This is a genomic window from Streptomyces sp. NPDC001339 (assembly GCF_042895955.1).
Taxonomy (GTDB): domain Bacteria; phylum Actinomycetota; class Actinomycetes; order Streptomycetales; family Streptomycetaceae; genus Streptomyces.
Map to the genome: position 1 here is coordinate 629,522 of NZ_JBIAWT010000001.1, position 21,382 is coordinate 650,903.

Below are 21,382 nucleotides of genomic sequence, written 5' to 3' on the forward strand. Positions count from 1 at the left end.
CAGCAAGGCGGCGACGCAGAAGCTCGCTCCGGCGACCGCCGATACCGCGCGCCCGGCCGTGAAGAAGACCATGCCGCTCACCCACGGGGTCGTCGGCAAGGTGGAGGGGACGGCCCGGCCGCTCCTCAAGGACGGCGTCTCGACCGACAGCCTGCCGAAGTCCCTGGTCAAGGTCCTCCAGCGGCAGGCCCGTACCGCGCTCGAGCACCCGCACAGCGCACCGGCCCGCAGCGGCCAGGTGAAGAGCGCCCCGGTCCGTCCGGCCAAGACGCAGCACGCGCCGGTCCGGACGGCCACCACGCAGCACGCCCCGATCCACAGCGCGAAGGTGCAGAACGCCCCGGCTCAGGGCAAGAAGGCGAAGAACGCGGCAGTCCCCGCCGCCATGGTCGGCGGCCTGCCGGTCGGCCTCCCCGTAGGCATGCCGGTCAGCCCCGCGCCGATGGGGATGCCGAGCGGCCCGTTCGGCGGCTCCTTCGGTGGTGGCTCGTTCGGTGGCGGCTCCTTCGGTGGCAAGTGACCCGCCGTTCCACCTGTAGGACACACAAGGGCCCGGGGAGCTACCTCTCCCCGGGCCCTTCACGTTCCGGCGTCGTACCCCGCGGCCGCGCCGAAGCCGTACCCCGCAGCCGTATCCGGCCTACTGCGCCAGGCGGCGCACCGCCGCGTCCACCCGCTCGTCGGTGGCGGTGAAGGCGATCCGTACGAACCGCTCCCCGGCGGGCCCGTAGAACTCACCCGGGGCGACGAGGATGCCGCGCTCGGCGAGCTCGCCGACCGTGTCCCAGCAGGGCTCGTCACGCGTCGCCCACAGGTAGAGCGACGCCTCGCTGTGCTCGATGCGGAAGCCCGCCGCCTCGAAGGCGCCGCGCAACGCGGCCCGGCGACGGGCATAGCGCGCCCGCTGCTCGGCCACATGGGCGCTGTCGCCCAGCGCCGCCACCGTGGCGGCCTGCACCGGGGCCGGGATCATCATGCCGCCGTGCTTACGGATCTGCAGCAGGTCGTCGAGGACCGCCGCGTCACCGACGAGGAAGGCGGAACGGTAGCCCGCGAGGTTGGAACGCTTGGAGAGCGAATGAACGGCGACGAGGCCGTCCACCGAGCCGCCGCACACGTCCGGGTGGAGCACCGAGACCGGGTCCGCGTCCCAGCCCAGTTCCAGGTAGCACTCGTCGCTGAAGAGCAGCACGCCGTGCTCGCGCGCCCAGGCGACGGTACGGCGCAGCTCGTCGGCGCCGAGCACCCGGCCGGTGGGGTTGGACGGCGAGTTCAGCCACAGCAGCTTCAGGCCCTCGGGGTCCAGCTCGCACGGATCGTCGTAGACGACCGGCTCGGCGCCGGCCAGCCGGGCGCCCACCTCGTACGTCGGGTAGGCCAGGCGCGGGTAGCCGACCCGGTCCCCCGGGCCCAGGCCCAGCTGGGTCGGCAGCCAGGCCACCAGCTCCTTGGAGCCGACGACCGGCAGGACGTTGACGTGCTCCAGGCCCTGGGCGCCGAGGCGGCCGGCGGCCCAGCCGGTGAGCGCGTCGCGCAGCGCGGCCGTCCCCCACACCGTCGGGTAGCCGGGGCTGTCGGCCGCCGCGGTCAGTGCCCGCTGGACCACCTCGGGCACCGGGTCGACGGGCGTACCGACGGACAGGTCGACGATGCCGTCGGGGTGCGCGGCAGCGGTGGTCTTGTACGGCTCCAGCCGGTCCCACGGGAAGACGGGGAGCCGGTCGCGAAGCGACCCGCGGGGGGATACGGGCTGGGGAGTGGAGGCTGCGCCCACGGTGCTCTCTTTCTCCTGCTCTGTGGTACCGGGTGCCGACGCGAAAAGCCCGCGGTCCCGTACGGCTGGGCCGTACGGGACCGGGCGGTGTCGGTTTCTGCACGGCGTACTCGCCGTACGGGACCCGGGCGGCGCCGTGCGACCGCTGGCGGCGCCGGAGGCCGGAGGGAGCGGGCGGCTCCCTCTCCGGCCCGGGCCGTTACTGGTTCTGCGGCGGCAGCTCTGCGATGAAGGGGTGGTCGCGCTCGATCAGCCCGAGCTTGCTGGCGCCACCGGGCGAACCGAGCTCGTCGAAGAACTCGACGTTCGCCTTGTAGTAGTCCTTCCACTCATCCGGAGTGTCGTCCTCGTAGAAGATCGCCTCGACCGGGCAGACCGGCTCGCAGGCTCCGCAGTCGACGCATTCGTCCGGGTGGATGTACAAGGACCGCTTGCCCTCGTAGATGCAGTCGACCGGGCACTCCTCGATGCACGCCTTGTCCTTGACGTCGACACAAGGCTGCGCGATGACGTAGGTCACGCTGTCGTTCCTCCTCGGTAGGGCCGGCGGACCAATCGGCGGTACCGCCACGGGGCGCGCGGGAGCGCGGCGTCGTCGATGCCCGCCACCTAGTATCTCCGTTCCCGGGCGCGAGACGAACAAGAGGGGCGGTTTGAGCGATGGAATTCCTGGCCGGCGGTCGCGCGGAGGTCCGCATCACCCGTGCTGACGTGGGCAAAAGGGTATCCATCCGGCGCCGCACCGGGGCCGGGGAGGGGGAACCCGCGTTCACGGACGTGGTCGGCGTTCTCACATCATGGGACGAGAGTGTGCTGAGCATCACACGCCGCACCGGCGAGTGCGTACGCGTCGAGGAGTCGTCCCTGGTGGCGGCCAAGGTCGTTCCCGCCCGTCCACCACGGAGGAGGACCCCCGCCACTACTGCCCGTGAGCTCCAGGAGGTCGCGGCCCGCGGCTGGCCCGCCGTAGAGACAGAACGTCTCGGGGAGTGGACGCTACGGGCCTCCGGCGGATTCACCCGGCGGGCCAACTCCGTCCTGCCGCTCGGCGACCCCGGCCTCCCCCTGGACGCGGCGCTGGAGCACATCGGCCGGTGGTACGGCGTGCGCGGGCTGCCGCCGGTGATCGCGGTCGCCACCGGGCGGACGGAGAGCGACGAGGCGCTCGCCGCCGAACTGGACCGTCGCGGCTGGGCCGCCGAGGGACACACCCGGGTCCGGATCTCCGCGCTGGCGCCGCTCGCCGACACCGCGGCCGATGCTTCCCCCGCCCCCGCCGGGGACGCCCCCATCGGGGGTGCCCCCATCGGGGACGCCCCCATCGGGGACAGCCCCATCGGAGATGCCCGCGCCCGCGTCACCCTGACCCGGGAGCCGGGGCCGGAGTGGCTCGCCCTCTACAACCGGACCGGCACCGACGCAGGCACGTGCACGGACACAGACACAGACACAGACGCGGACACGGACACGGACACGGACGCACTGAAGGTCCTGACCGGCGGGCCCTCGGTGTGGTTCGCGACGGTACGCGGCGCCGACGGCAGGACGGCGGCGATCGGCCGGCTGGTCGTCGACGGCCGCTGGGCCGGCTTCGCCGCCTTGGAGGTGGCCCCGGCCGAGCGGCGGCAGGGCCTGGCCACCCTGGTGACGGCGGCGCTCGCCGAGCGCGCCCTGGACGAGGGTGCCTCGGCCGCGTACCTCCAGGTCGAGGCGGACAACACGGCCGCCCTCGAGCTCTACGACCGGCTCGGCTTCACCGACCACCACAGCTACCACTACCGCCGCCCCCTGCCGCGCGCGGGCCTGCCGCACGCGGGCGCCGACCGGGTATCCCTCTGAGGCGCCCACCGGGTATCCCTCCGATACGACCCAGCACAATTGATCCAGGGCGACTGATACGACCCAGAAGAACCGATCCACTACGACCCAGAAGAACTGATCCACGACAACGGACGGCGACATGGCCCACGAACCCGACATGGCCCAGGACCCCTCCGAGCCGGAGCAGGACGCCCGCGCCGCGCGGCGGCGGCTGTTCGCCGACACCGCCCGCGCCGAGCGGCCCGACCTGGCGCTGCTGTGCCTGCTGATCGGCGCCGAGGCCGATCCCGCACTGGACCAGACGGGCATGGACGAGGCCCAGATCGAACTGGACCGCCTGGCCGGGCTCCTGCCCTATCACCCGGCCGGCGGCCCCGGCGCCTGGGCCCGTAACCTCGCCGAACTGCTCGGCACCCGCAGCGGCTTCGCCGGCTCGCCCGGCGACTACCGGTGGCTGGACTCCTCCCTGCTGCACAAGGTGCTGCGGCGGCGCCGGGGCCTGCCGATCCTGCTGTCGGTGGTGTGGATGGAGGTCGCGCGGCGAGCCGGCGCCCCCGTCTACGGGGTGGCCCTGCCCGGGCACTTCGTCGTCGGCTTCGGCGACCCGTACGGGGCCCACGTCCTGGCCGATCCGTTCGCCGGCGGGCGGCTGCTCACCGATGACGACGCGGAGCTGCTGGTCGCGGGGGCGACCGGCGGGCGGCTGACCGCGGCGGTGACGGAACCCGCCGATCCGCTGGACATCGCGCTGCGGGTGCTCAACAACATCCGGGCCTGGGCACAGGCCCGCCCCGAGCACAGCGCCGTACAGCTGTGGGCACTGGAGCTGTCCCTCCTCCTGCCCAGCCATCCGGCCCGGCTGCGCCACGAGCATGCCCAACTGCTCGTCCAGCGTGGCGAGTTCCTCGCCGGGGCGGCCGAGCTGGAGGAGTACGCCCAGGTGGTGGAGGCCGTCGAGCCGGCCGGTGCGAAGGCCGTCCGGCGTCAGGCCGCCGCGGCCCGCGCCATGCTCAACTGATCCGTGGCGGGCGGGCGCCGCCGGACCACCAGTACGGTCGCGTCGTCCAGCAGCTCACCACCGGTGAAGCGCTCCAGATCGGCGCGGAGCGTACGGGCCAGCTCGGGCGGCTCCAGATCCGTCCAGCCGGCCAGCCGCGCGGCCAGGGGATAGAACTCGCCGTCCTTGCCGCGCGCCTCGGTCACCCCGTCCGTGCACAGCACCACCCAGTCCCCCGGTTCCGGACGGATCCGGACGCTGTGGCGCGGCTCGCCGGTGAGCGCGCCCAGGCCGAGCGGGAGCCCGCCCTCACCGTCCCGGCGCTCGCAGACCTGGCCCCCGCGCACCAGGTAGTACGGGATGTGGCCGCAGGACAGCACCCGGCCCCGCGCCAGGCCGCCCGGGCCGCGTACCTCCATCAGCAGCGCCGTGACGAACCGCTCGTCGGTGCCCTGCTCGACGGAGCGGGCGTTGTAGCGGGTCAGCGCCTGCTCCATGCGCTCGGCCACCGACTCCAGGGATTCCTGGTGCTGCGCGGCCTCCCGGAAGGACGCCAGCACCTCCAGGCCCGCGCCGATCGCCGGCATTCCCTTGCCCTGCACATCGCCGATCATCAGCCGCAGTCCGTGCGGGGTCTCGATGGCCTCGTAGATGTCGCCCCCGACCCGGGCGCCCTCCTGGGCGGACACGTAGAAGCCGTACGCCTCGGCCGGCCCGGCGACGAGCGGCAGCTCACGCAGCATCGCCCGCTGCACGGTGTCGGCCACCAGACTCGTGCGTTCGTGCAGTGCCTCACGCTGCAATCGGGTGCGGCACAGCACCAGTGCGAACACCGCCACCAGGTACTCGCCGAATATCCCCACCGCCCGGCTCGCCGGAGCCCAGTCCGGCACCGCGAAGAGATCGACGTACGTCAGCGACGCCACGAAGACCGCCGCCACCAGCCGCGTCTGCGGAAACGTACAGCGCAGCGCGGCATACAGCGGCGCCAGCCCCAAGAACGCCGAGATATGCAGCTCCGGCCCCGTCGCCGCGTCCACCGTGGCGACCACGACGATCGCGAGGCTCAGCAGCACAGCGGCCCGACGACCGCTCTCCGACGAGCGGGCGCGAGGAACACCATGGGCGCGCTGAGCGCGATGAGCTCGCATCACACTTCAAGCCTGCTCGACACCACCCCACACCGCACAGGGGCAAAGGACCCGCCCCGAGCACGCCCAAGGACACCCACAAGGACCACAAGGGTCACAGACCTCACAGACCTCACGGAGCCCACGGCCACAGCCTCAGCCAACCCCCTCGGTTCCGAGAGCCGGCCCCTGCCTCTTATCGGGTTCCTAGAGCCAACCCTTGTCGCGGGCCGTGCTGACCGCCTCGGCGCGGTTCTTGGCACCGGTCTTCTGGATGGCGGTCGAGAGGTAGTTGCGCACCGTGCCGTGGGACAGATGCAGGGCGGCGGCGATCTCCGCATTGGTGGCGCCGTCCGCCGCGGTCAGCAGGACCTCCCGTTCGCGGTCCGTGAGGGGGCTGGCGCCATCGGCGAGCGCGGCCGCCGCCAGCACCGGGTCGATGACCCGCTCCCCGCGCAGCACCTGCCGCACCGCATCCGCGAGGCGGGCCGCCGGGGCGTCCTTGACCAGGAAGGCCTGCGCACCGGACTCCATGGCGCGGCGCAGATAGCCGGGACGGCCGAAGGTGGTGAGGATGACGACCTTGACCCCGGGCAGCTCGTCGCGGAGTGCGGCCGCCGCGTCCAGTCCGCTGATGCCCGGCATCTCGATGTCCAGCAGCGCGACGTCGACTTCCTGCGCCCGCGCCGCCGGCAGAACCTCGTCCCCGCGCGCCACCTGCGCGACGACCTCGAGGTCCCCTTCCAACGACAGCAGCGCGGCCAGCGCCTCCCGAACCATCGACTGGTCCTCGGCCAGCAGCAGTCTGATCATGCGGGCCAGCTTAGCCAGCTCGGCCGGTCGGCTTGGTGGGGCCGCAGGCTTGGCTTGCTTGGTGGGGCCACAAGCTTGGGCCGGGGGGGCAGGGCCTGATGTGCCTTGGGGCCGCGTTCCTTATTTACGGCAACGATTACGGAGAGTTATTTGTTCCTGCTATCGCTACGTTCTGTGATTCTGGTGGGGGTGGGGTGGATGTGGCGGATGGGGTGGATGTGGTGGTGGAGGGCGCGGTTGAGGTCGGTGTGAGCAGGGGGACGTAGGCGTGCAGGGCGAAGCCCTGGGTGCGTGGGGCGGAGCCGGTTTCCAGGCGGCCGTCGGCCAGGGCGAGGCGTTCGCGCAGGCCGCTGAGGCCGTTGCCGTCGTGCTGGGCACGGGGCGGACCGGATCCGTCGTCGAGGACCGAGAGGCGGAGGTAGTGGCGCTCGTCGGCCTCCCACTCCTCGGAGAGGAGGAGTTCGCAGCGGCGGGCCCCGCTGTGCCGTACGACATTGGTGACGGCCTCACGGAGTGCCCAGGCGAGGGCGCCTTCCTCGTCGGCCGCCAGGCCCCGGTGCTCGCGCTCCAGCGCCGGGTCGACGGTGAGGGCGACCCCGGCGGTGCGGAGCGCGGCGCGCGCCCCGGCCAGCTCGACGGCGAGCTGTGGGCGGCGGTAGCCGGTGACCGCCTCCCGGACGTCGACCAGCGCCTGTCTGCTGACCTGCTCGATGTCCGCCACCTGCCGGGCGGCGTCCTCCGGCCGGTCGGGGAGCATCCGCCCGGCCAGCTCGCTCTTGAGTGTGATCAGGGAGAGGGAGTGGCCGAGGAGGTCGTGGAGGTCACGGGCGAGGCGCAGGCGCTCCTCGTTGGCAGCGAGGCGGGCGACCTCCTCCCTCGCTTCGCGCAGTTGGTTGGTCGTACGGATCAGATGCTGCATCCCGACCATCGTGAAGCCGGAGCCCAGGCAGGGCATGGCGTACGCGAACAGGTAGACCCCGACGTTCGGGGAGCGCAGCCCGATGGCGACGACCACTGCGGTCAGCGCCGGGATCGCCCACCGCGCCTGGGCGGCGGGCAGCACCCCCGCCGTCGCGACGCTCACGAACGTGAACAGGACCAGCCAGTTGGGACCGATCGTCAAGGCCAGCGAGGCGGCCAGCACCCCCAGGACGGCGACTGCCGAGCGCACCGCCGTCCTGCCCTGCGGGAGGTGGAGCATCTGCCGGAAGAGCAGAGCGAAGTAACCGCCGACGAAGGCGATGAGGCCGGACCATCCCAGCACCTCGTGTGCCATGGACATCTCCCCGTCGAGCAACTGCCCGACCGGGCCGATCAGGTACACGAACCAGATGGCGATCCACATCGCCTTGCCCAGTGCCTGCCGGCGGGTGCGGGGCCGGTCGCCCATCAGCAGCGGGTTCCGCTCGGTCTCCGGCTCGTTCATGCCTTGCGTGTGTCCTTCCGGTACAGCCATGCGGCGGCCGCCGCGAAGACCAGAAGGTAGCCGATGAGGAGCGCGATGTCCTTGACGTGCGGGGCGCTGCCGACCTCGATGGCCTGGCCCAGCGCGGTGTAGGCGTGGGTGGGCAGCCACTCGGCGATGTTCTGCACCCACTGCGGCAGGAAGGTCAGCGGCAGCCACAGGCCGCCCAGGAACGCCAGCCCGAAGTAGATCAGCATCGCGATCGGCCGGACCGCCTCGCCGCTGGCCAGATAGCCGATGGCCACACCGAGCGCGGCGAAGGCGAAGCTGCCGAGCCAGGTGCTCGCCAGGATGGCTATCCACTGCCATGCCTCCAGGCGTACGCCCTTGACGGCAGCGGCGGCGATCATGACGAGCAGGATGGACGGCAGGCTGATCGTCGCGGCGGAGGCCATCTTGGCGGCGACATAGCCGCGTCCGGGCAACGCGGTCAGGCGCAGCTGCCGCACCCAGCCCTTGGCCCGCTCCTTGGCGATCGCCTCGCTGTTGCCCAGCAGTACGGCCGTGATCGCGCCGAACGCCGCCATGGCGACCATGAAGTAGAGGGGCATGCTCAGTTGCGTACCGGGGATCGGCTGGTTGTCCGCACCACCCGCGATGATCAGGTAGAGGAGCGGCGGGTAGATCACCGAGAAGAACATGAACTTCTTGTTGCGCAGCGCGCGGGTGACTTCGAGCTTGATCAGGGTGGTCATCGCGCGGTCTCCCCGGTGTGGTGGTCGGGCGTGGTGAATGCGGACGCGGTGGATGTCGGTCCGGAGGCGGAGGATTCGGATGCGGAGGATTCGGAGGATTCGGATGCGGTGGTGAGGGCGATGAACGCCTGCTCCAGGCCGAGGCCGGAGACCTCCAGGTTGCGCGGGTACAGCCCGAGACCGTAGACCGCGTGCACCGTCGCGTCCGCGTCGGCGGACTGGATACGGACCGTGCGCCCGGACACCTCGATCGCGGTCAGGAACGGCAGGCCGCGCAGCGCCCCGTGGTCGATCGGCCCATCGAGGTCGAAGGCGATGCGGCGGGCGCCGGCCCTGGCCTTGATCTCGGCGGCGGTGCCGTCGGCCAGTATCCGGCCGCGGTGCAGCACGATCACCCGGTCGGCGATCTCGTCGGCCTCTTCGAGGTAGTGGGTGGCGAACAGAACCGTACGGCCCTGCTCGGCCTGCCGGCGCATCGTGCCCCAGAAGGTCTGGCGGGACGAGACGTCCATGCCGGTGGTGGGCTCGTCCAGGACGATCAGGTCGTTGGCACCGGCGGTGGCGAGGGCGAACCGTACGCGCTGCTCCTGGCCGCCGGAGAGCTTGTCGACCATCCGGTCGGCGATCTCGGTGATGCCGGCGGTGGCCAGTATCTGGTCGAGGGGGTAGCCGCGCGGGTGCAGATCGCGGGCCAGCTTGACCAGCTCCCTGACCTTGACGCCCTCCATCAGGCCACCGCTCTGCAGCATCGCACCGACCTTGCCCTGCTCGATGGCGCGTTGCGGGGTCGTGCCGAAGAGGGTGACGGTGCCGGAGTCGGCGCCCCGCAGCCCGAGGAGCAGGTCGAGGGTGGAGGACTTGCCGGCACCGTTCGGGCCGAGGAGGGCGACGGTTTCTCCCGGGTGCAGCTCCAGATTCAGGTCGGCGACCGCGCGCACCGCGCCGTAGCGCTTGTTGACCTGGCGGAAGCTGACCACGGGTGCCCGGGCCGCCTCCCGGGCGGTGGTGGCTGTGGTGGTCGATGTGATCGTCATGCCCTCAAGCCTCCGGGATCCGCCGGAAGCGTGGCAGTGTCAGGTGTACGCACTGCGGCATGACATCTGTCATGGGTGAGCCCCCAGGGGCCCTCGCTCGCGCGGTGCGAGCCAGGGCCCCTGGGGGCCTCGCTCATGCCCCGTCAGGCGTTGTCCGCGCCGATGGCCTGGATCCGTTCGGCCGGGGTGGTGCCCTGGAGGGCCTTGGCGACGGCGCTGGCCACCTCTTCGACGGTGACCGGCTTCTTGGAGCCGTCGCCCTTGGTGAGCAGGACACCGTTGAAGGTGTCGCCGTAGAGCTCCTTGAGGGCGGTCCGGTCGTAGAACGGCACCAGTTCGCCGCCGCTGCCGACCTTGAAGGACAGGAACTTCGGGATGGACCTCTGGGGGCTGAAGGAGACCGCGTGCGCCGCGTCCGTACGGACTGTGACCAGGCCGGACATCGCGGGCTCGGCGTACTGCTTCATCGCCTTGTCGACGGCGGCCTTTCCGACCCTCGGCTGCTGGGTGCTGCTGGCGAGCACGACGGGCGTCTCGGCCCCGGTCGTGACGCGGTCGCGGTAGGCGTCGGCGACCTTCTGCTCGGACGCCTTGGCGTCGATGGCCTTGTAGGGCGTGCCGTAGCGCGGTACGGCCTTGCCGTTCTCGAAGGTGATGCCGCCCTCGGAGGCGTCGGCGGCCCCCGCGAGGCTCCGCAGGGCGACCTGGATCTTCTCGTGGTCGACGACCATCGCCGGTTCGGCCGTCCGCGTGCCGCCGAAGAGGGAGCCGATGACGGAGACCGGGTTGTAGTCCCTGCCGGAGGCGTTGCGGACCGTCGTCTGCAGATCGACGTCGAGGCCCGCCTTCGCGGGGTCGAGGGTGCCGGACTTGCCGTCGACGGTGAGCTTGAGGGGCGTGGAGCGGCGGTCCTTGAGCGCCGACTCCAGCTTCTTGACGGCTTCCTCCTTGCTGGCGCCGCCGATGTCCACGCCGAGCGCGGTGGTGCCGTTGGGTACGTCGGCGTGGTCCAGCAGGAGTCCGGCGCCGTACGCGACACCGGCCAGGACCACGACGGCGACGCCGGCGAGGACGAGCTTGTTGCGGCCCTTCTTGGGCGGGTTGATCGGCTCGGGGATCTTGGGACGCGGCTTGGGGGCGGCGCTCTCGCCCGTACCGGCGGGCGAGGTGGCGAACGGCGACGGCGCGTTCTTCGGGGCCACGGCCGGGACCGGGCCGTCGGTGCCCGGGGTGGCCGGGATGCCGCTGACGAGCGTGTCGCCGGAGATCCGGTCACGACGGCCGGGGCCGGGGCCGGCGCCGGCCGGGTCGCTCTGCGCACCTCGCCGGCCGCCGGGTCCGACGCCGCTCTGGGAGCCGGGCGGTCCGCTCTGGGAGCCGGGGAGTCCGCCGGAGATTCCACGGCCGGAGCCGAGGCCGCTGCCGGGACCGGTGAGGGGCGCGGGCGGCTGGGGGGTGAGTTCGGCGGTCTCGTCGAGCGCCGGGGGCGTGCTCCGGGGCGTACCGGCGGAGCCCGCATGCGGGTCGCCGAAGCCGGGCGGGAGGTTGAGCGCGGAGTCGCCCCGGACCGGTCCGGTCGTCGGGCCGCTGGGGCCGCCGGCCGGGTTGTCGAACGGACTGTGGTCGCGGGGGAGGCCACCGCTGGACGTGTCGAACGGCGTTCCGCTGTGCGCGAGGTGGTCGAAGGGCGTCTCGTCGCCGAACGCCGCACCGGGCGGCGTGGAACCGGGCGGACCCGACGGCGTGGAACCGGACGGGGTGGCACCGCCGAATCCGAGTACGCCGCCGTCCGGTGCGCCACCGTCCTGTGCCTGGCCGTCGAAGGGCGAGGCACCGGCCGGGCGGCCGCCGTCGTCGAACGGTGACGGGGTGCCCTGCGTGGCCGGGGCGGGGGCCGAGGCCGGGCTGTCGGAGAAGTACGGCAGGTCGGGCCGCGGCCTGGGAGTGCCGTGCGGCGGGGTGCCGCCGCCGGGGGCGGGCGGCGCGGCGTGCGAGCCGGTGGTCGAACCGGACGGCCCGCCCTGGGCCTTGCGGGGCGCGAACCAGTCGCTGGCCTTCTCGGGCCGGCCGCTCGTCGCCGCCTCGTCGGCCGGGACGTGGGGCCGGGGGGTGCCGCCGGTGCGCTCCGCGGTCCGCTCGGCGCCGGCGGCGGTACGGTGCGCGCCCCGGGAACCGGCAGGACCGGGGCCGGGGGCACCGGCAGAACCGGGGGAACCCACGGGACCGGTGGAACCCGCCGGACCGGTGGAACCGCCGGATGCGGCAGACCCGTTCATACCGGACTCTTCGCCGACGGGCTTGCGCACGACGACCGGCGGGATGGGACGCGAACCCGGAATGTTGATCTTGATCCGCGTGGTCAGTGTGGTCTCGGTCTTGGGCTCCTCCGGCCGGTCCGCGGCACCGGGCGCCGACGCATCGCCGGCGTCTCCCCTGGGCGAGCCGTACGGCGGCGTTCCTGATGGGTACGCGGCTGCGCCACGGCCCTGAAGGCCGGAGGACGAACTGTCAGATTCACGACTCAAAGCAGGTTCTCCCGGTTGGCTCCGCCGCTCGTCAGAGATGATCCCCGGCCCGAGGCCGAGGGGTGCCCCCAGGGCGGCGCGACGGCGCGCACCACCATACTGTCCGCCGCGGGCGGACACCCGGCGAGCGTGTGAACACCGCCGCCACGGGCGATACCCCTGCTCCAGGGCTGTTCACTCGCACTTACAGGGCCGTTCACCCGGACTTGCGGGGCATCCGTCCCGGTATGGACCACGCGGGGACCATGTCATCCACCGACTCGGCCGTACCGCGCACCGGCGGCGCGCATCTGGGCCACGGTGGCGCAGATCACAGCGGCGAGGGTGCCGCCGAGCAGGAAGGCGTACGTCCCGGCGCCGGCCGCGAAGAGGAAATCACCTTCCGGACGGACGTCACTGAGCAGCAGGAACACCGTCAGCAGCCATGCCGCGCCGGGCACCAGCACACCGGCGGCGGTGCCGGTGGCCCGGGCGCCGCCGTAGAAGAGACCGGTGACACCACCCAGGGCGAGCACCAACCCGCCGGGGAACCAGGCCGCTTGCACCAGCGTGCCGGCGAACGCGACCAGCACACCGGCGACGAAGAGCAGGGCATATATGCCGATCCGGCCGGGCGTGAGGGGCGCGGAGGGCGCGCCGCCGCCGGCGGCCGGACCGCCGTCGCCGCCCTTCTTGCCGGGGGCCGCACCGGCGCTACCGCCCGTTGCCGCGCTCATTCCGCTACCTCCTCGATCCGGGCATTCTCTTCCATACCCGTTATTTCCGAGCTGACCACGTCACCGCCGATGCCCGCGAAGAGATCGTTCTCCCGCTCGCCTTCACCGGTTTCACCGGCTTCACCGGCCACGGCACCCGGGACCCCGTGCACCAGCCGGTAGTGCTCGGTGGCGAACAGCGGCTGCCCCAGGTCGTTGGAGAGCGCGAAGAAGGACCCGTCGACCACGATCTGGGTGCGGTGTGCGCGCATCGCCGCGGCCTTCGCGGCGGCGCACTCGGGGCCGCCGGAGATCGCGGCGGTGACCTCGGAGTCCGGCACCACACCCGGTACGTCGCCGACGGCGGCGATTCCGGCGAAGCCGTGGCCGTACGCGCGCAGCCGCGCGAAGCCCTCCTCGACCACGGATCGCGGGTTGCAGTTCCAGTAGATCTTCTCGATCGCGTACGGGGAGCCCAGGTCGGGCCGGAAGCGGTGCTCCGCGGCGAGCTCCGCGCCGCGCATGGCGACGCGGTGCGCCTGGATGTGGTCGGGGTGGCCGTATCCCCCGTTCGGGTCATAGGCGACCAGGACCTGCGGCCGGACCTCGCGGATGACGGCCACCAGGTCGGCGGCCGCCTCGTCGAGCGGGGCCCGCCAGAAGGCGTTCGGCCGCTCGTTCTGGGGCGCGCCCATCATCCCGGAGTCGCGGTAGCGGCCCGGCGCGCCGAGGAAGCGGTGGTCGATGACGCCCAGCGCGGCCATCGCGGCGGCCAGTTCGTCGGCGCGGTAGGGGCCGAGGGTGTCGTCCCGGTCCGGTGCGAGGTGCGCGAGCTCGGGCGGGATGACCTCGCCCTCCTCGCCACGGGTGCAGGTCACGAGGGTGACCTGTGCGCCCTCGGCGGCGTACTTGGCCATGGTCACGCCGTTGTTGATCGACTCGTCGTCCGGGTGGGCATGCACCAGGAGGAGACGGCGGGCGGGGCTCTCACTGCGACGCGAGGGGGGCGGCTGGGCAGTCATGCGGACAAGCCTACGAGCCGCCCGCCGCGGCCTCACCAGGCGATCCCGGCGGCCGCCCCCGGACCATGACGCAGAGCGCGCGGGCCTGCGCCCCGCCCCCCCGGCCCGGACGGCCCGCATCCGGAACGCCCACGATCCGGTCCGGAACGCCCACGATCCGGACGCCCCCGATCCGGACGGATCAGAGCCTGATGCCCCCGATCATGCTGGCGACGTTCGTCGTCAGGGTCTTGACCGTCGGCGCGATGGACGAGCTGGCGAGATAGAAGCCCAGCAGCATGCAGACGAAGGCATGCGCCGCCTTCAGCCCGGACTTCTTGACAAGCAAGAAGACGATGATCGCCAGCAGCACCACCGCCGAAATCGAGAGTGCCACGGCGGCTCACCTCCAAGTACACACGGTCCGGACAGAGTTGGGCGGTGCGCGGACCGCTGCCCGCGGACCAGCACACCGGGGTATGCCATGGGCTCCTTACCCCGTACCCACTGTGCGCAAGGGATCATAACTTTCCGTTGAAGCGCATAAGTCGGAGCACAGAAGCAGAGCGGGGGCGCACACGATCTTCACAGGTGCGACCACCGTGAGCCCCGCCCCCACTTATCCACAGGGCAACCCCGACCCACCGGCCACGTCCTAAGCTCGGCCCATGACAGGACAGCCTTCGTTTCCGCGGCAATCCGCCCGTACGCAGCGCTTCACCCTGGGCGCTCCGCGCGGCTTCACCCTCGCACCCGACGGCGCCCGCGTCGCCTTCCTCCGTTCCCGCTCCGGCACGGACCGCAGTCAGCAACTGTGGGTACTCGACCTGAACGAGGGACGGGAGTTCACGGCGGCCGATCCGCACGCCCTGCTGGCCGGCGCGGAGGAGGACCTGCCCCCGGAGGAGCGGGCCCGCCGTGAGCGCAGCCGGGAGGGCTCGGCCGGGATCGTCGGCTATGCCACGGATTCCGCCGTGGAGTTGGCGGCGTTCACGCTCTCCGGCCGGCTGTTCGTGTCCGAGCTGCGGGCCGGCACCACCCGCGAACTCCCGGTGCGGGGCCCGGTGGTGGATCCCCGTCCGTCACCGGACGGCCGGTGGGTCGCCTTCGTGTCGGAGGGCCGGCTCCGTGTGGTGGCGGTGGACGGCACCGCGACATCGGACAACGGCGGAACCACGACCTCGGACAACAGGGGCGCAGCCACCTCGGACAACAGCGGCGCGGCCACCTCGGACAACAACGGCGCCGCGGCGGAATCCGGGGCGGCGGCCGGAGCCGGCGGTGGGCCGGCGGCGGACCGCGTTCTCGCGGAGCCGGACGGCCCCGAGGTGACCTGGGGCCTGGCGGAGTTCATCGCGGCCGAGGAGATGGGCCGCTATCGGGGCTTCTGGTGGTCACCGGAGAGTGACGCGGTGCTGGCCGCGCGGGTCGACGAGGCGCCGGTGCGGCGCTGGTGGATCTCCGACCCGGCGCATCCGGACCGTGAGCCGGCGCGGATCGCCTACCCCGCGGCGGGCACCGCCAACGCCGAGGTCACGCTGGCGCTGTTCGGCCTGGACGGCTCACGCACGGACGTCGGCTGGGACACCGGGCGCTACCCGTATCTGGCGCGGGTCCACTGGTCCGCGGCCGGCCCGCCGCTGCTGCTGGTCCAGGCCCGGGACCAGCGTGACCAGCGGTATCTGACCGTCGACACCGCGACCGGCGCGACCACAACGGTGCACGACGACGAGGACGAGGTGTGGGTCGAGCCGTTCCCCGGGGTACCGGCCTGGACGCCGGACGGCCGGCTGGTGCGGATCGCGGACGAGGGCGGGGCGCGTCGCCTGTTCGTAGGCGACCGCCCGCTGACCGGGGCGCCGCTGCACGTACGGGCGGTGCTGGACATCGGCGCGGAGGACGTCCTGTTCTCCGCGAGCGGCAGCGAGATGCACGACATCGGCGTCTACCGGGCGTGGTTCCGCGGCAGCGGCGACCAGGGCGGCTGGGAGAGGGTGGGCGAGCGTCCGTACCCGACGGTGTCCTCCGCGGTGCGCGGCGGAGCGCTGACCGTGCTGTCCCAGACCTCGCTGGAGTGGCCCGGCACGCGGGTGGAGGTGATCCGGCTGGATCCGGACGGCGGCGAGAAGTCGCTGGCCACGATCGGTTCGTATACGGAGGAGCCGTCGCTCACCGCCCGGCCCCGGCTCGTACGGGCCGGGGAGCGGGAGATTCCGTGTGCGGTGCTGCTGCCCGGCGGATATACGGAGGCGGACGGTCCGCTGCCGGTGCTGATGGATCCGTACGGCGGACCGCACGGCCAGCGGGTGGTCGCCGCGCAGAACGCCCATCTGGTCTCGCAGTGGTTCGCCGACCAGGGCTTCGCGGTGATCGTCGCGGACGGCCGGGGCACCCCGGGCCGCTCCCCCGCCTGGGAGAAGTCGGTCTCCCGGCGGATCGCGGAGTTCGCGCTGGACGACCAGGTGCACGCCCTCCAGGCGCTGGCCGGATCCTTCCCCCTCGATCTGGACCGGGTGGCCATCCGCGGCTGGTCCTTCGGCGGGTACCTCGCCGGACTCGCCGCGCTGCGCCGGCCGGATGTCTTCCACGCCGCGGTGGTGGGCGCGCCGGTGACCGATCTGCGGCTGTACGACACCCACTACCAGGAGCGATACCTGGGACACCCGGACGACGAACCCGCGGTCTATGCGGCGAACTCACTGCTCACGGACGAGGGGCTGTCCGGGGCGGTGGAGCCGCACCGGCCGATGCTGATCGTGCACGGCCTGGCGGACGACAACGTGGTGGTGGCGCATTCGCTGCGGCTGTCGTCGGCGCTGCTGGCGGCGGGGCGCCCGCACGAGGTGCTGCCGCTCTCCGGGGTGACCCATATGACGCCGCAGGAACAGGTGGCCGAAAACCTGCTGCTGCTCCAGGTGGACTTCCTCAAGCGGTCGTTGGGGATGACCACCCGAGCGTGACGGTCCCGGGGAGGCCCTCCCGGCGGCGGGGGACCTCCCGAACACAGAACCGACCAAAATGGAACAAAGGCCACGACCGGCCGGGGAGCCGCCTGGCGTCCCGGCCGGTCTACGGCACCCGCACGGCCGTACGTTGTTCATCATGGCGCGTCCGTATATCGGTGATGCGACAGTGAAGTTGCCGCCATGTTAAAGAGGTTGGTGCTCATATGTCACCCATGCCGTATATGGGAACCACATGTCAAGCACGCCGGGGCGTCGATCTGCGCAATCTTCGCTCAAGAAGTGGGCTACCTGTTCGCGAGCACACCCGATCCCCTTGACTCCGCCGTAAATCACTTGCGAAAGTCCGCTCATCCAGCGGTGCTTGACCAGGTGCCGCTTCACGTTCCAAGAGAACTCGGCGCGGGGGCACTTCGCGATGACTAGTCCATCCCAGACCGCGGCTACCAAGTCCGACCCACCGGGACTTGGGCCGGAAGGTCTGAAGAAGGGGAAGAAGGCCAAGGGCGGTGAACTCACCGGCCGTTCCCCCGGCCAGCTGATGTGGATGCGCTTCAAGCGCGACCGTACGGGTGTGGTGTGCGCGATCGTCGTCCTGGTCTTCTTCGTCGTCGCGGCGCTGGCCCCGGTGATCGGCGCGCTGTACGGCAAGGACCCGTACACGCTCTACGGCAACGAAAACCCCGACCTCCTCGACGAGTTCGCCTACCCCGCAGGCCCCAACGGCGGCATGTCGCCCGAGCACTGGCTCGGCATCGAACCGACGCTGGGCCGCGATGTGTTCATGCAGCTGATCTACGGCATCCGGATGTCGCTCGGCATCTCCGTCGCGGTGACCATCCTGACCGTGCTCACCGGAATCATCGTCGGTGTGACGGCCGGCTACCTCGGCGGCAAGTCCGACTACTTCATCAGCCGGGTGATCGACTTCCTGCTGGCCTTCCCGAGCCAGCTGACCTTCGTGGCGTTCATGCCGGTCGTGGTGGCGCTCTTCGTGCCCCCGGGCACGGAGACACCCACCTACGTACGGGTCTGCGCGCTGATCATCGTGCAGTGGGCCCTGGGGTGGATGGGTCTGGCCCGGCTTCTGCGGGGACAGGTGCTCTCCCTGCGGGAGCGGGAGTTCGTCGAGGCCGCGCGGATCACCGGTGCCTCCCCCTGGCGGATCATCCGCAAGGAACTGCTGCCGAACGTGGTCACCCCCGTGCTGGTGCAGAGCACCTACATGCTCCCTCTCTTCGTCACCGCCGAGGCGGGCCTGTCCTACCTGGGCGTCGGCATCATCGAACCGACCCCCGACTGGGGCCGGCTGTTCCAGGCAGGCGCCGTCTACTACGAGAACGACCCCGCCTTCCTGCTCTTCCCCGCCGGGGCCATGGTGCTCTTCGTGCTCTGCTTCAACCTGCTCGGAGACTCGGTACGCGACGCCTTCGACCCCAAGTCCGGGCGCTGATCGTCCGCTTCAGGGGGTTTGCTGTCACCCCCACGGGCCGGGTCTGTCCCGGCTGCTTCCGACAGCACATCTGACCCCAACTGACAGGCAGGTGCTTGGAACCCATGAACGCACTTCCCATGCGCAGAGCGCGCGCGGTGATCGTGGCCATGGCGGCCGGTTCACTCGCGCTGACCGGCTGCAGCGGCGGCAGCGGCTCCGACAAGGACCACAAGGCACAGACGGACGCGGACGCCGCGGCGCAGGCCAAGGTGATCCCGCTGGGCACCGCCGCCGACTCCACCGGCCCGGCGGCGGAGATCAAGGACGCGCACGCCGGCGGCACCATCCGCGTGTACCAGCGTGACAGCTACAACCACCTGGACCCGGCCCGGATGTACGTCAGCGACCAGAAGTCGCTCGCGCGGCTGATCTTCCGGAGTCTGACCGCGCTCAAGCAGGACGACAAGGGCAACACCAAGGTGGTGGGCGACCTCGCCACCGACGCCGGCCAGATGTCCGACGGCGGCAAGACCTGGAAGTACACGCTCAAGGACGGCGTCAAGTTCGAGGACGGCAAGCCGATCACCTCGAAGGACATCCGCCACACCATCGAGCGGATGTACGCCCCGTTCTGCACCGACGGCCCGACCTACGTCCAGGAGTGGCTCTCCGGCCGGGGCACCAGCTACCGCAAGGCGCTGCCGGACGGTCCGTACAAGGGTGACCACCTGCCCAAGAACGTGCTGGACACCCCGGACGACAAGACCGTCGTCTTCCACTTCGACAAGCCGCAGGCGCAGCTGCCGTTCGCGCTGTCGATGCCCGGCTACAGCCCGGTGCCGGACAGCGACAAGGACACCCAGGACGCCTACGACGTCAAGCCGGTGACCTCCGGCCCGTACAAGATCGCGTCGTTCAAGTCCGGCAAGTCCATGCAGCTGGTGCGCAACACGAACTGGGACCCGAAGACGGACGCGGTGCGCCACCAGTACCCGGACGGCTTCAACATCACCTTCAACCACCAGTATTCGGACTCCACCAAGCGTCTGCTGGCCGACCAGGGTGAAGCCAAGAACGCGGTGAGCTTCAACAACACGGTGGACCCCACCCTGACCAGGGATGTGCTCAACGACAAGAGCGCGAGCAAGCGCCTGGTGCAGGGCTACCAGCCCTACGTCTGGCAGATGAACATGAACATGGACCGCATCAAGGACAAGAAGATCCGCGATGCGATCACCTACGCGATGCCGAGCCAGCAGGTCGTCCGGATCAACGGCGGCAGCTACGGCGGTGAGGTCGCCGGCGGTCTGCTCGCCCCGACCGTGGCGGGCTACGAGAAGGGCTACGACCCGTACGGAAAGCTCGCCAAGCCCAACGGTGACCCGGAGAAGGCGAAGAAGCTCCTCAAGGAAGCCGGCAAGACGGGCATGAAGCTCGTCTACGCCTACTCCAACACCGAGATCCGCCAGCGGGAAGCCGTCGCCATCGCGGACGCGCTGAACAAGGCCGGCTTCGACGTGCAGAAGAAGGAGGTCAACGCGGCCTCCTGGTACGAGGAGATGGGCAAGGTCGACAACGGCTTCGACATCTACATGACCGGCTGGGGGCAGGACTGGCCGGACGTCTCGACCGTGGTCCCGCCGTCGTACGACGGCACCACGATCCAGGACGGCGCCACCAACTACGCGCACATCCGCGATCAGCACGTCACCGACGAGATCAAGCGCATCGAGGCGATCACCGACGTCACCAAGCAGACCGCGGAGTGGCAGAAGCTCCACCACTACATCGTGGAGAAGGTCAACCCGGCCGCACCGGTCTTCTTCGTCAAGTCGCTCCAGCTGTACGGCTCGAACATCGGCGGCGCCCGCTACAACCTGGACATCAGCTACCTCGACCCGACCATGCTGTACGTGAAGAAGTAGCCACTCCAGGCACGTTCCTCACCTGGCGAAGGGACTCCGGAGAGCGCGCACACGGCGGAACGCGCGCCCTCCGGAGCCTTGCCCACCACCCCTCACACCCACTGCCGCCGCCGTCCTGAGAGCAGCGAACTGCCATGCTTCAATTCCTTTTTCGCCGGACGTTCGGCGCTGTTGTCATCATTATCCTGCTCAGTGCTTTCACGTTCTTCGTGTTCTTCGGTGCCGGTGATCCGGCAACGATGTCCTGCGGGAAGAGCTGCACCGCGGACAACCTCGCGCTGATCCGCCAGAACCTCGGCCTCGACCAGCCGCTGCCGACGCAGTACTGGGACTTCCTCACCGGCATCTTCACGGGCCGGGACTTCACCGTCGGCCGCTGCGACGCCCCGTGCTTCGGGTACTCCTTCACCACCAAGCAGGACGTCTGGACGACCCTGCTGGACCGGCTCCCCACGACCGCCTCGCTGGCCGCCGGCGGTGCCCTGGTGTTCCTGACCGTGGGTCTGGGCACCGGCCTGCTCGCCGCCTACAAGCGCGGCTCGTTCCTCGACAAGGTGCTCACCTCGCTGTCGATGGTGCTCAGCTCGGCGCAGATCTACATCCTCGGGCCGATCGCCCTCGGACTCTTCGTCTACAGCGGCATCCTGGACTCGCCCAAGTACGTGCCCCTCACCGAGGATCCCGCGGGCTGGTTCATGGGGCTGCTGCTCCCCTGGCTCGTGATGGCGACGATCTTCACCGCGCAGTACACGCGTATGTCGCGCTCGACGATGATCGAGCAGCTGCAGGAGGAGCATGTCCGCACGGCCAAGGCCAAGGGCATGTCCGGCTCGTACGTCTTCCTCCGCTACGCCTGGCGCGGTTCGCTGATCCCCATCGTGACCATCCTCGGTATGGACCTCAGCTCGCTGTTCGGCGGCGCGATGATCACCGAGTTCACCTTCTCGCTGGCGGGCATCGGGCGGCTCGCGGTCGACTCCGTCATCACCCTGGATCTGCCCATGGTCATGGGCGTGATGATCTTCAGCGCCTCTCTGATCCTGCTGTTCAACATCATCGTGGACGCGACGTACGCCTTCATCGACCCGCGCGTGCGCCTGTCCTAGGAG

General features: G+C 71.0%; 17 protein-coding genes. 6 read left to right on the top strand and 11 right to left on the bottom strand.

Annotated features, from left to right (window positions below; all coding sequences use genetic code 11):
• Positions 1-640: 640 nt before the first annotated feature.
• Positions 641-1,774, bottom strand: coding sequence for a succinyldiaminopimelate transaminase (dapC, locus tag ACFY12_RS02710; RefSeq protein WP_390713871.1), 1,134 nt, complete (start codon positions 1,772-1,774; stop codon positions 641-643).
• Positions 1,775-1,973: 199 nt separating this feature from the next.
• Positions 1,974-2,294, bottom strand: a complete 321-nt coding sequence (fdxA, locus tag ACFY12_RS02715) for a ferredoxin (protein WP_390713872.1) — start codon at positions 2,292-2,294, stop codon at positions 1,974-1,976.
• Between the two features lie 140 nt (positions 2,295-2,434).
• On the opposite strand from fdxA, the gene ACFY12_RS02720 reads away from it, so the two are divergent.
• On the top strand, positions 2,435-3,613 hold the full coding sequence (locus ACFY12_RS02720) for a GNAT family N-acetyltransferase (protein WP_390713873.1): 1,179 nt from the start codon (positions 2,435-2,437) through the stop codon (positions 3,611-3,613).
• Positions 3,614-3,734: 121 nt separating this feature from the next.
• Positions 3,735-4,613, top strand: a complete 879-nt coding sequence (locus tag ACFY12_RS02725; RefSeq protein ID WP_390713874.1) for a transglutaminase-like domain-containing protein — start codon at positions 3,735-3,737, stop codon at positions 4,611-4,613.
• Here ACFY12_RS02725 and ACFY12_RS02730 read toward each other — a convergent pair.
• The 9 genes from ACFY12_RS02730 to ACFY12_RS02770 all read right to left on the bottom strand — a co-directional run bounded on the left by ACFY12_RS02730 (position 4,580) and on the right by ACFY12_RS02770 (position 14,347).
• On the bottom strand, positions 4,580-5,743 hold the full coding sequence (locus ACFY12_RS02730; RefSeq protein ID WP_390713875.1) for a PP2C family protein-serine/threonine phosphatase: 1,164 nt from the start codon (positions 5,741-5,743) through the stop codon (positions 4,580-4,582). The two genes, ACFY12_RS02725 and ACFY12_RS02730, sit on opposite strands and share 34 nt — an antisense overlap.
• A 186-nt stretch (positions 5,744-5,929) precedes the next feature.
• Positions 5,930-6,535, bottom strand: a complete 606-nt coding sequence (locus ACFY12_RS02735) for a response regulator transcription factor (RefSeq protein ID WP_390713876.1) — start codon at positions 6,533-6,535, stop codon at positions 5,930-5,932.
• Positions 6,536-6,671: 136 nt separating this feature from the next.
• The gene (locus ACFY12_RS02740; protein ID WP_390713877.1) at positions 6,672-7,961 is read right to left on the bottom strand and encodes a sensor histidine kinase; all 1,290 of its coding nucleotides are present in this window, start codon (positions 7,959-7,961) and stop codon (positions 6,672-6,674) included.
• Positions 7,958-8,695 carry an ABC transporter permease gene (locus tag ACFY12_RS02745; protein WP_390713878.1) on the bottom strand — a complete coding sequence of 246 codons (738 nt, stop codon included), beginning with the start codon at positions 8,693-8,695 and terminating at the stop codon, positions 7,958-7,960. Before ACFY12_RS02745 ends, ACFY12_RS02740 begins: the two co-directional genes overlap by 4 nt.
• On the bottom strand, positions 8,692-9,729 hold the full coding sequence (locus ACFY12_RS02750; protein ID WP_390713879.1) for an ABC transporter ATP-binding protein: 1,038 nt from the start codon (positions 9,727-9,729) through the stop codon (positions 8,692-8,694). The genes ACFY12_RS02745 and ACFY12_RS02750 overlap by 4 nt, the downstream gene beginning before the upstream one ends.
• Positions 9,730-9,872: 143 nt before the next feature.
• Positions 9,873-12,254, bottom strand: coding sequence for a hypothetical protein (locus tag ACFY12_RS02755; protein ID WP_390713880.1), 2,382 nt, complete (start codon positions 12,252-12,254; stop codon positions 9,873-9,875).
• A 248-nt stretch (positions 12,255-12,502) separates the two neighbouring features.
• Positions 12,503-12,970 carry a DUF6113 family protein gene (locus tag ACFY12_RS02760; protein WP_390713881.1) on the bottom strand — a complete coding sequence of 156 codons (468 nt, stop codon included), beginning with the start codon at positions 12,968-12,970 and terminating at the stop codon, positions 12,503-12,505.
• Positions 12,967-13,971, bottom strand: coding sequence for an N-acetyl-1-D-myo-inositol-2-amino-2-deoxy-alpha-D-glucopyranoside deacetylase (mshB, locus tag ACFY12_RS02765; protein ID WP_390713882.1), 1,005 nt, complete (start codon positions 13,969-13,971; stop codon positions 12,967-12,969). Before mshB ends, ACFY12_RS02760 begins: the two co-directional genes overlap by 4 nt.
• 181 nt (positions 13,972-14,152) lie before the next feature.
• Positions 14,153-14,347, bottom strand: a complete 195-nt coding sequence (locus tag ACFY12_RS02770; protein ID WP_390713883.1) for a hypothetical protein — start codon at positions 14,345-14,347, stop codon at positions 14,153-14,155.
• A gap of 271 nt (positions 14,348-14,618) precedes the next feature.
• On the opposite strand from ACFY12_RS02770, the gene ACFY12_RS02775 reads away from it, so the two are divergent.
• The 4 genes from ACFY12_RS02775 to ACFY12_RS02790 all read left to right on the top strand — a co-directional run bounded on the left by ACFY12_RS02775 (position 14,619) and on the right by ACFY12_RS02790 (position 21,379).
• Positions 14,619-16,910, top strand: a complete 2,292-nt coding sequence (locus ACFY12_RS02775) for a prolyl oligopeptidase family serine peptidase (protein ID WP_390713884.1) — start codon at positions 14,619-14,621, stop codon at positions 16,908-16,910.
• Positions 16,911-17,331: 421 nt separating this feature from the next.
• On the top strand, positions 17,332-18,366 hold the full coding sequence (locus ACFY12_RS02780; RefSeq protein WP_390713885.1) for an ABC transporter permease: 1,035 nt from the start codon (positions 17,332-17,334) through the stop codon (positions 18,364-18,366).
• Positions 18,367-18,470: 104 nt separating this feature from the next.
• Positions 18,471-20,273 carry an ABC transporter substrate-binding protein gene (locus ACFY12_RS02785; RefSeq protein WP_390713886.1) on the top strand — a complete coding sequence of 601 codons (1,803 nt, stop codon included), beginning with the start codon at positions 18,471-18,473 and terminating at the stop codon, positions 20,271-20,273.
• 134 nt (positions 20,274-20,407) lie between these two features.
• Complete coding sequence (locus ACFY12_RS02790) at positions 20,408-21,379, top strand: ABC transporter permease (protein WP_390713887.1); 972 nt, start codon at positions 20,408-20,410, stop codon at positions 21,377-21,379.
• Positions 21,380-21,382 lie beyond the last annotated feature (3 nt).

What these genes read in the sequence shown, in the direction of transcription:
- ACFY12_RS02775 (WP_390713884.1), top strand. Translation starts at nt 14,619, where the DNA reads ATGACAGGACAGCCTTCGTTTCCGCGGCAATCCGCCCGTACGCAGCGC.
- ACFY12_RS02720 (WP_390713873.1), top strand. Translation starts at nt 2,435, where the DNA reads ATGGAATTCCTGGCCGGCGGTCGCGCGGAGGTCCGCATCACCCGTGCT.
- ACFY12_RS02785 (WP_390713886.1), top strand. Translation starts at nt 18,471, where the DNA reads ATGAACGCACTTCCCATGCGCAGAGCGCGCGCGGTGATCGTGGCCATG.
- ACFY12_RS02780 (WP_390713885.1), top strand. Translation starts at nt 17,332, where the DNA reads ATGACTAGTCCATCCCAGACCGCGGCTACCAAGTCCGACCCACCGGGA.
- ACFY12_RS02735 (WP_390713876.1), bottom strand. Translation starts at nt 6,535, where the DNA reads ATGATCAGACTGCTGCTGGCCGAGGACCAGTCGATGGTTCGGGAGGCG.
- ACFY12_RS02740 (WP_390713877.1), bottom strand. Translation starts at nt 7,961, where the DNA reads ATGAACGAGCCGGAGACCGAGCGGAACCCGCTGCTGATGGGCGACCGG.
- ACFY12_RS02745 (WP_390713878.1), bottom strand. Translation starts at nt 8,695, where the DNA reads ATGACCACCCTGATCAAGCTCGAAGTCACCCGCGCGCTGCGCAACAAG.
- ACFY12_RS02790 (WP_390713887.1), top strand. Translation starts at nt 20,408, where the DNA reads ATGCTTCAATTCCTTTTTCGCCGGACGTTCGGCGCTGTTGTCATCATT.
- ACFY12_RS02725 (WP_390713874.1), top strand. Translation starts at nt 3,735, where the DNA reads ATGGCCCACGAACCCGACATGGCCCAGGACCCCTCCGAGCCGGAGCAG.
- ACFY12_RS02750 (WP_390713879.1), bottom strand. Translation starts at nt 9,729, where the DNA reads ATGACGATCACATCGACCACCACAGCCACCACCGCCCGGGAGGCGGCC.
- mshB (WP_390713882.1), bottom strand. Translation starts at nt 13,971, where the DNA reads ATGACTGCCCAGCCGCCCCCCTCGCGTCGCAGTGAGAGCCCCGCCCGC.
- ACFY12_RS02730 (WP_390713875.1), bottom strand. Translation starts at nt 5,743, where the DNA reads ATGCGAGCTCATCGCGCTCAGCGCGCCCATGGTGTTCCTCGCGCCCGC.
- ACFY12_RS02760 (WP_390713881.1), bottom strand. Translation starts at nt 12,970, where the DNA reads ATGAGCGCGGCAACGGGCGGTAGCGCCGGTGCGGCCCCCGGCAAGAAG.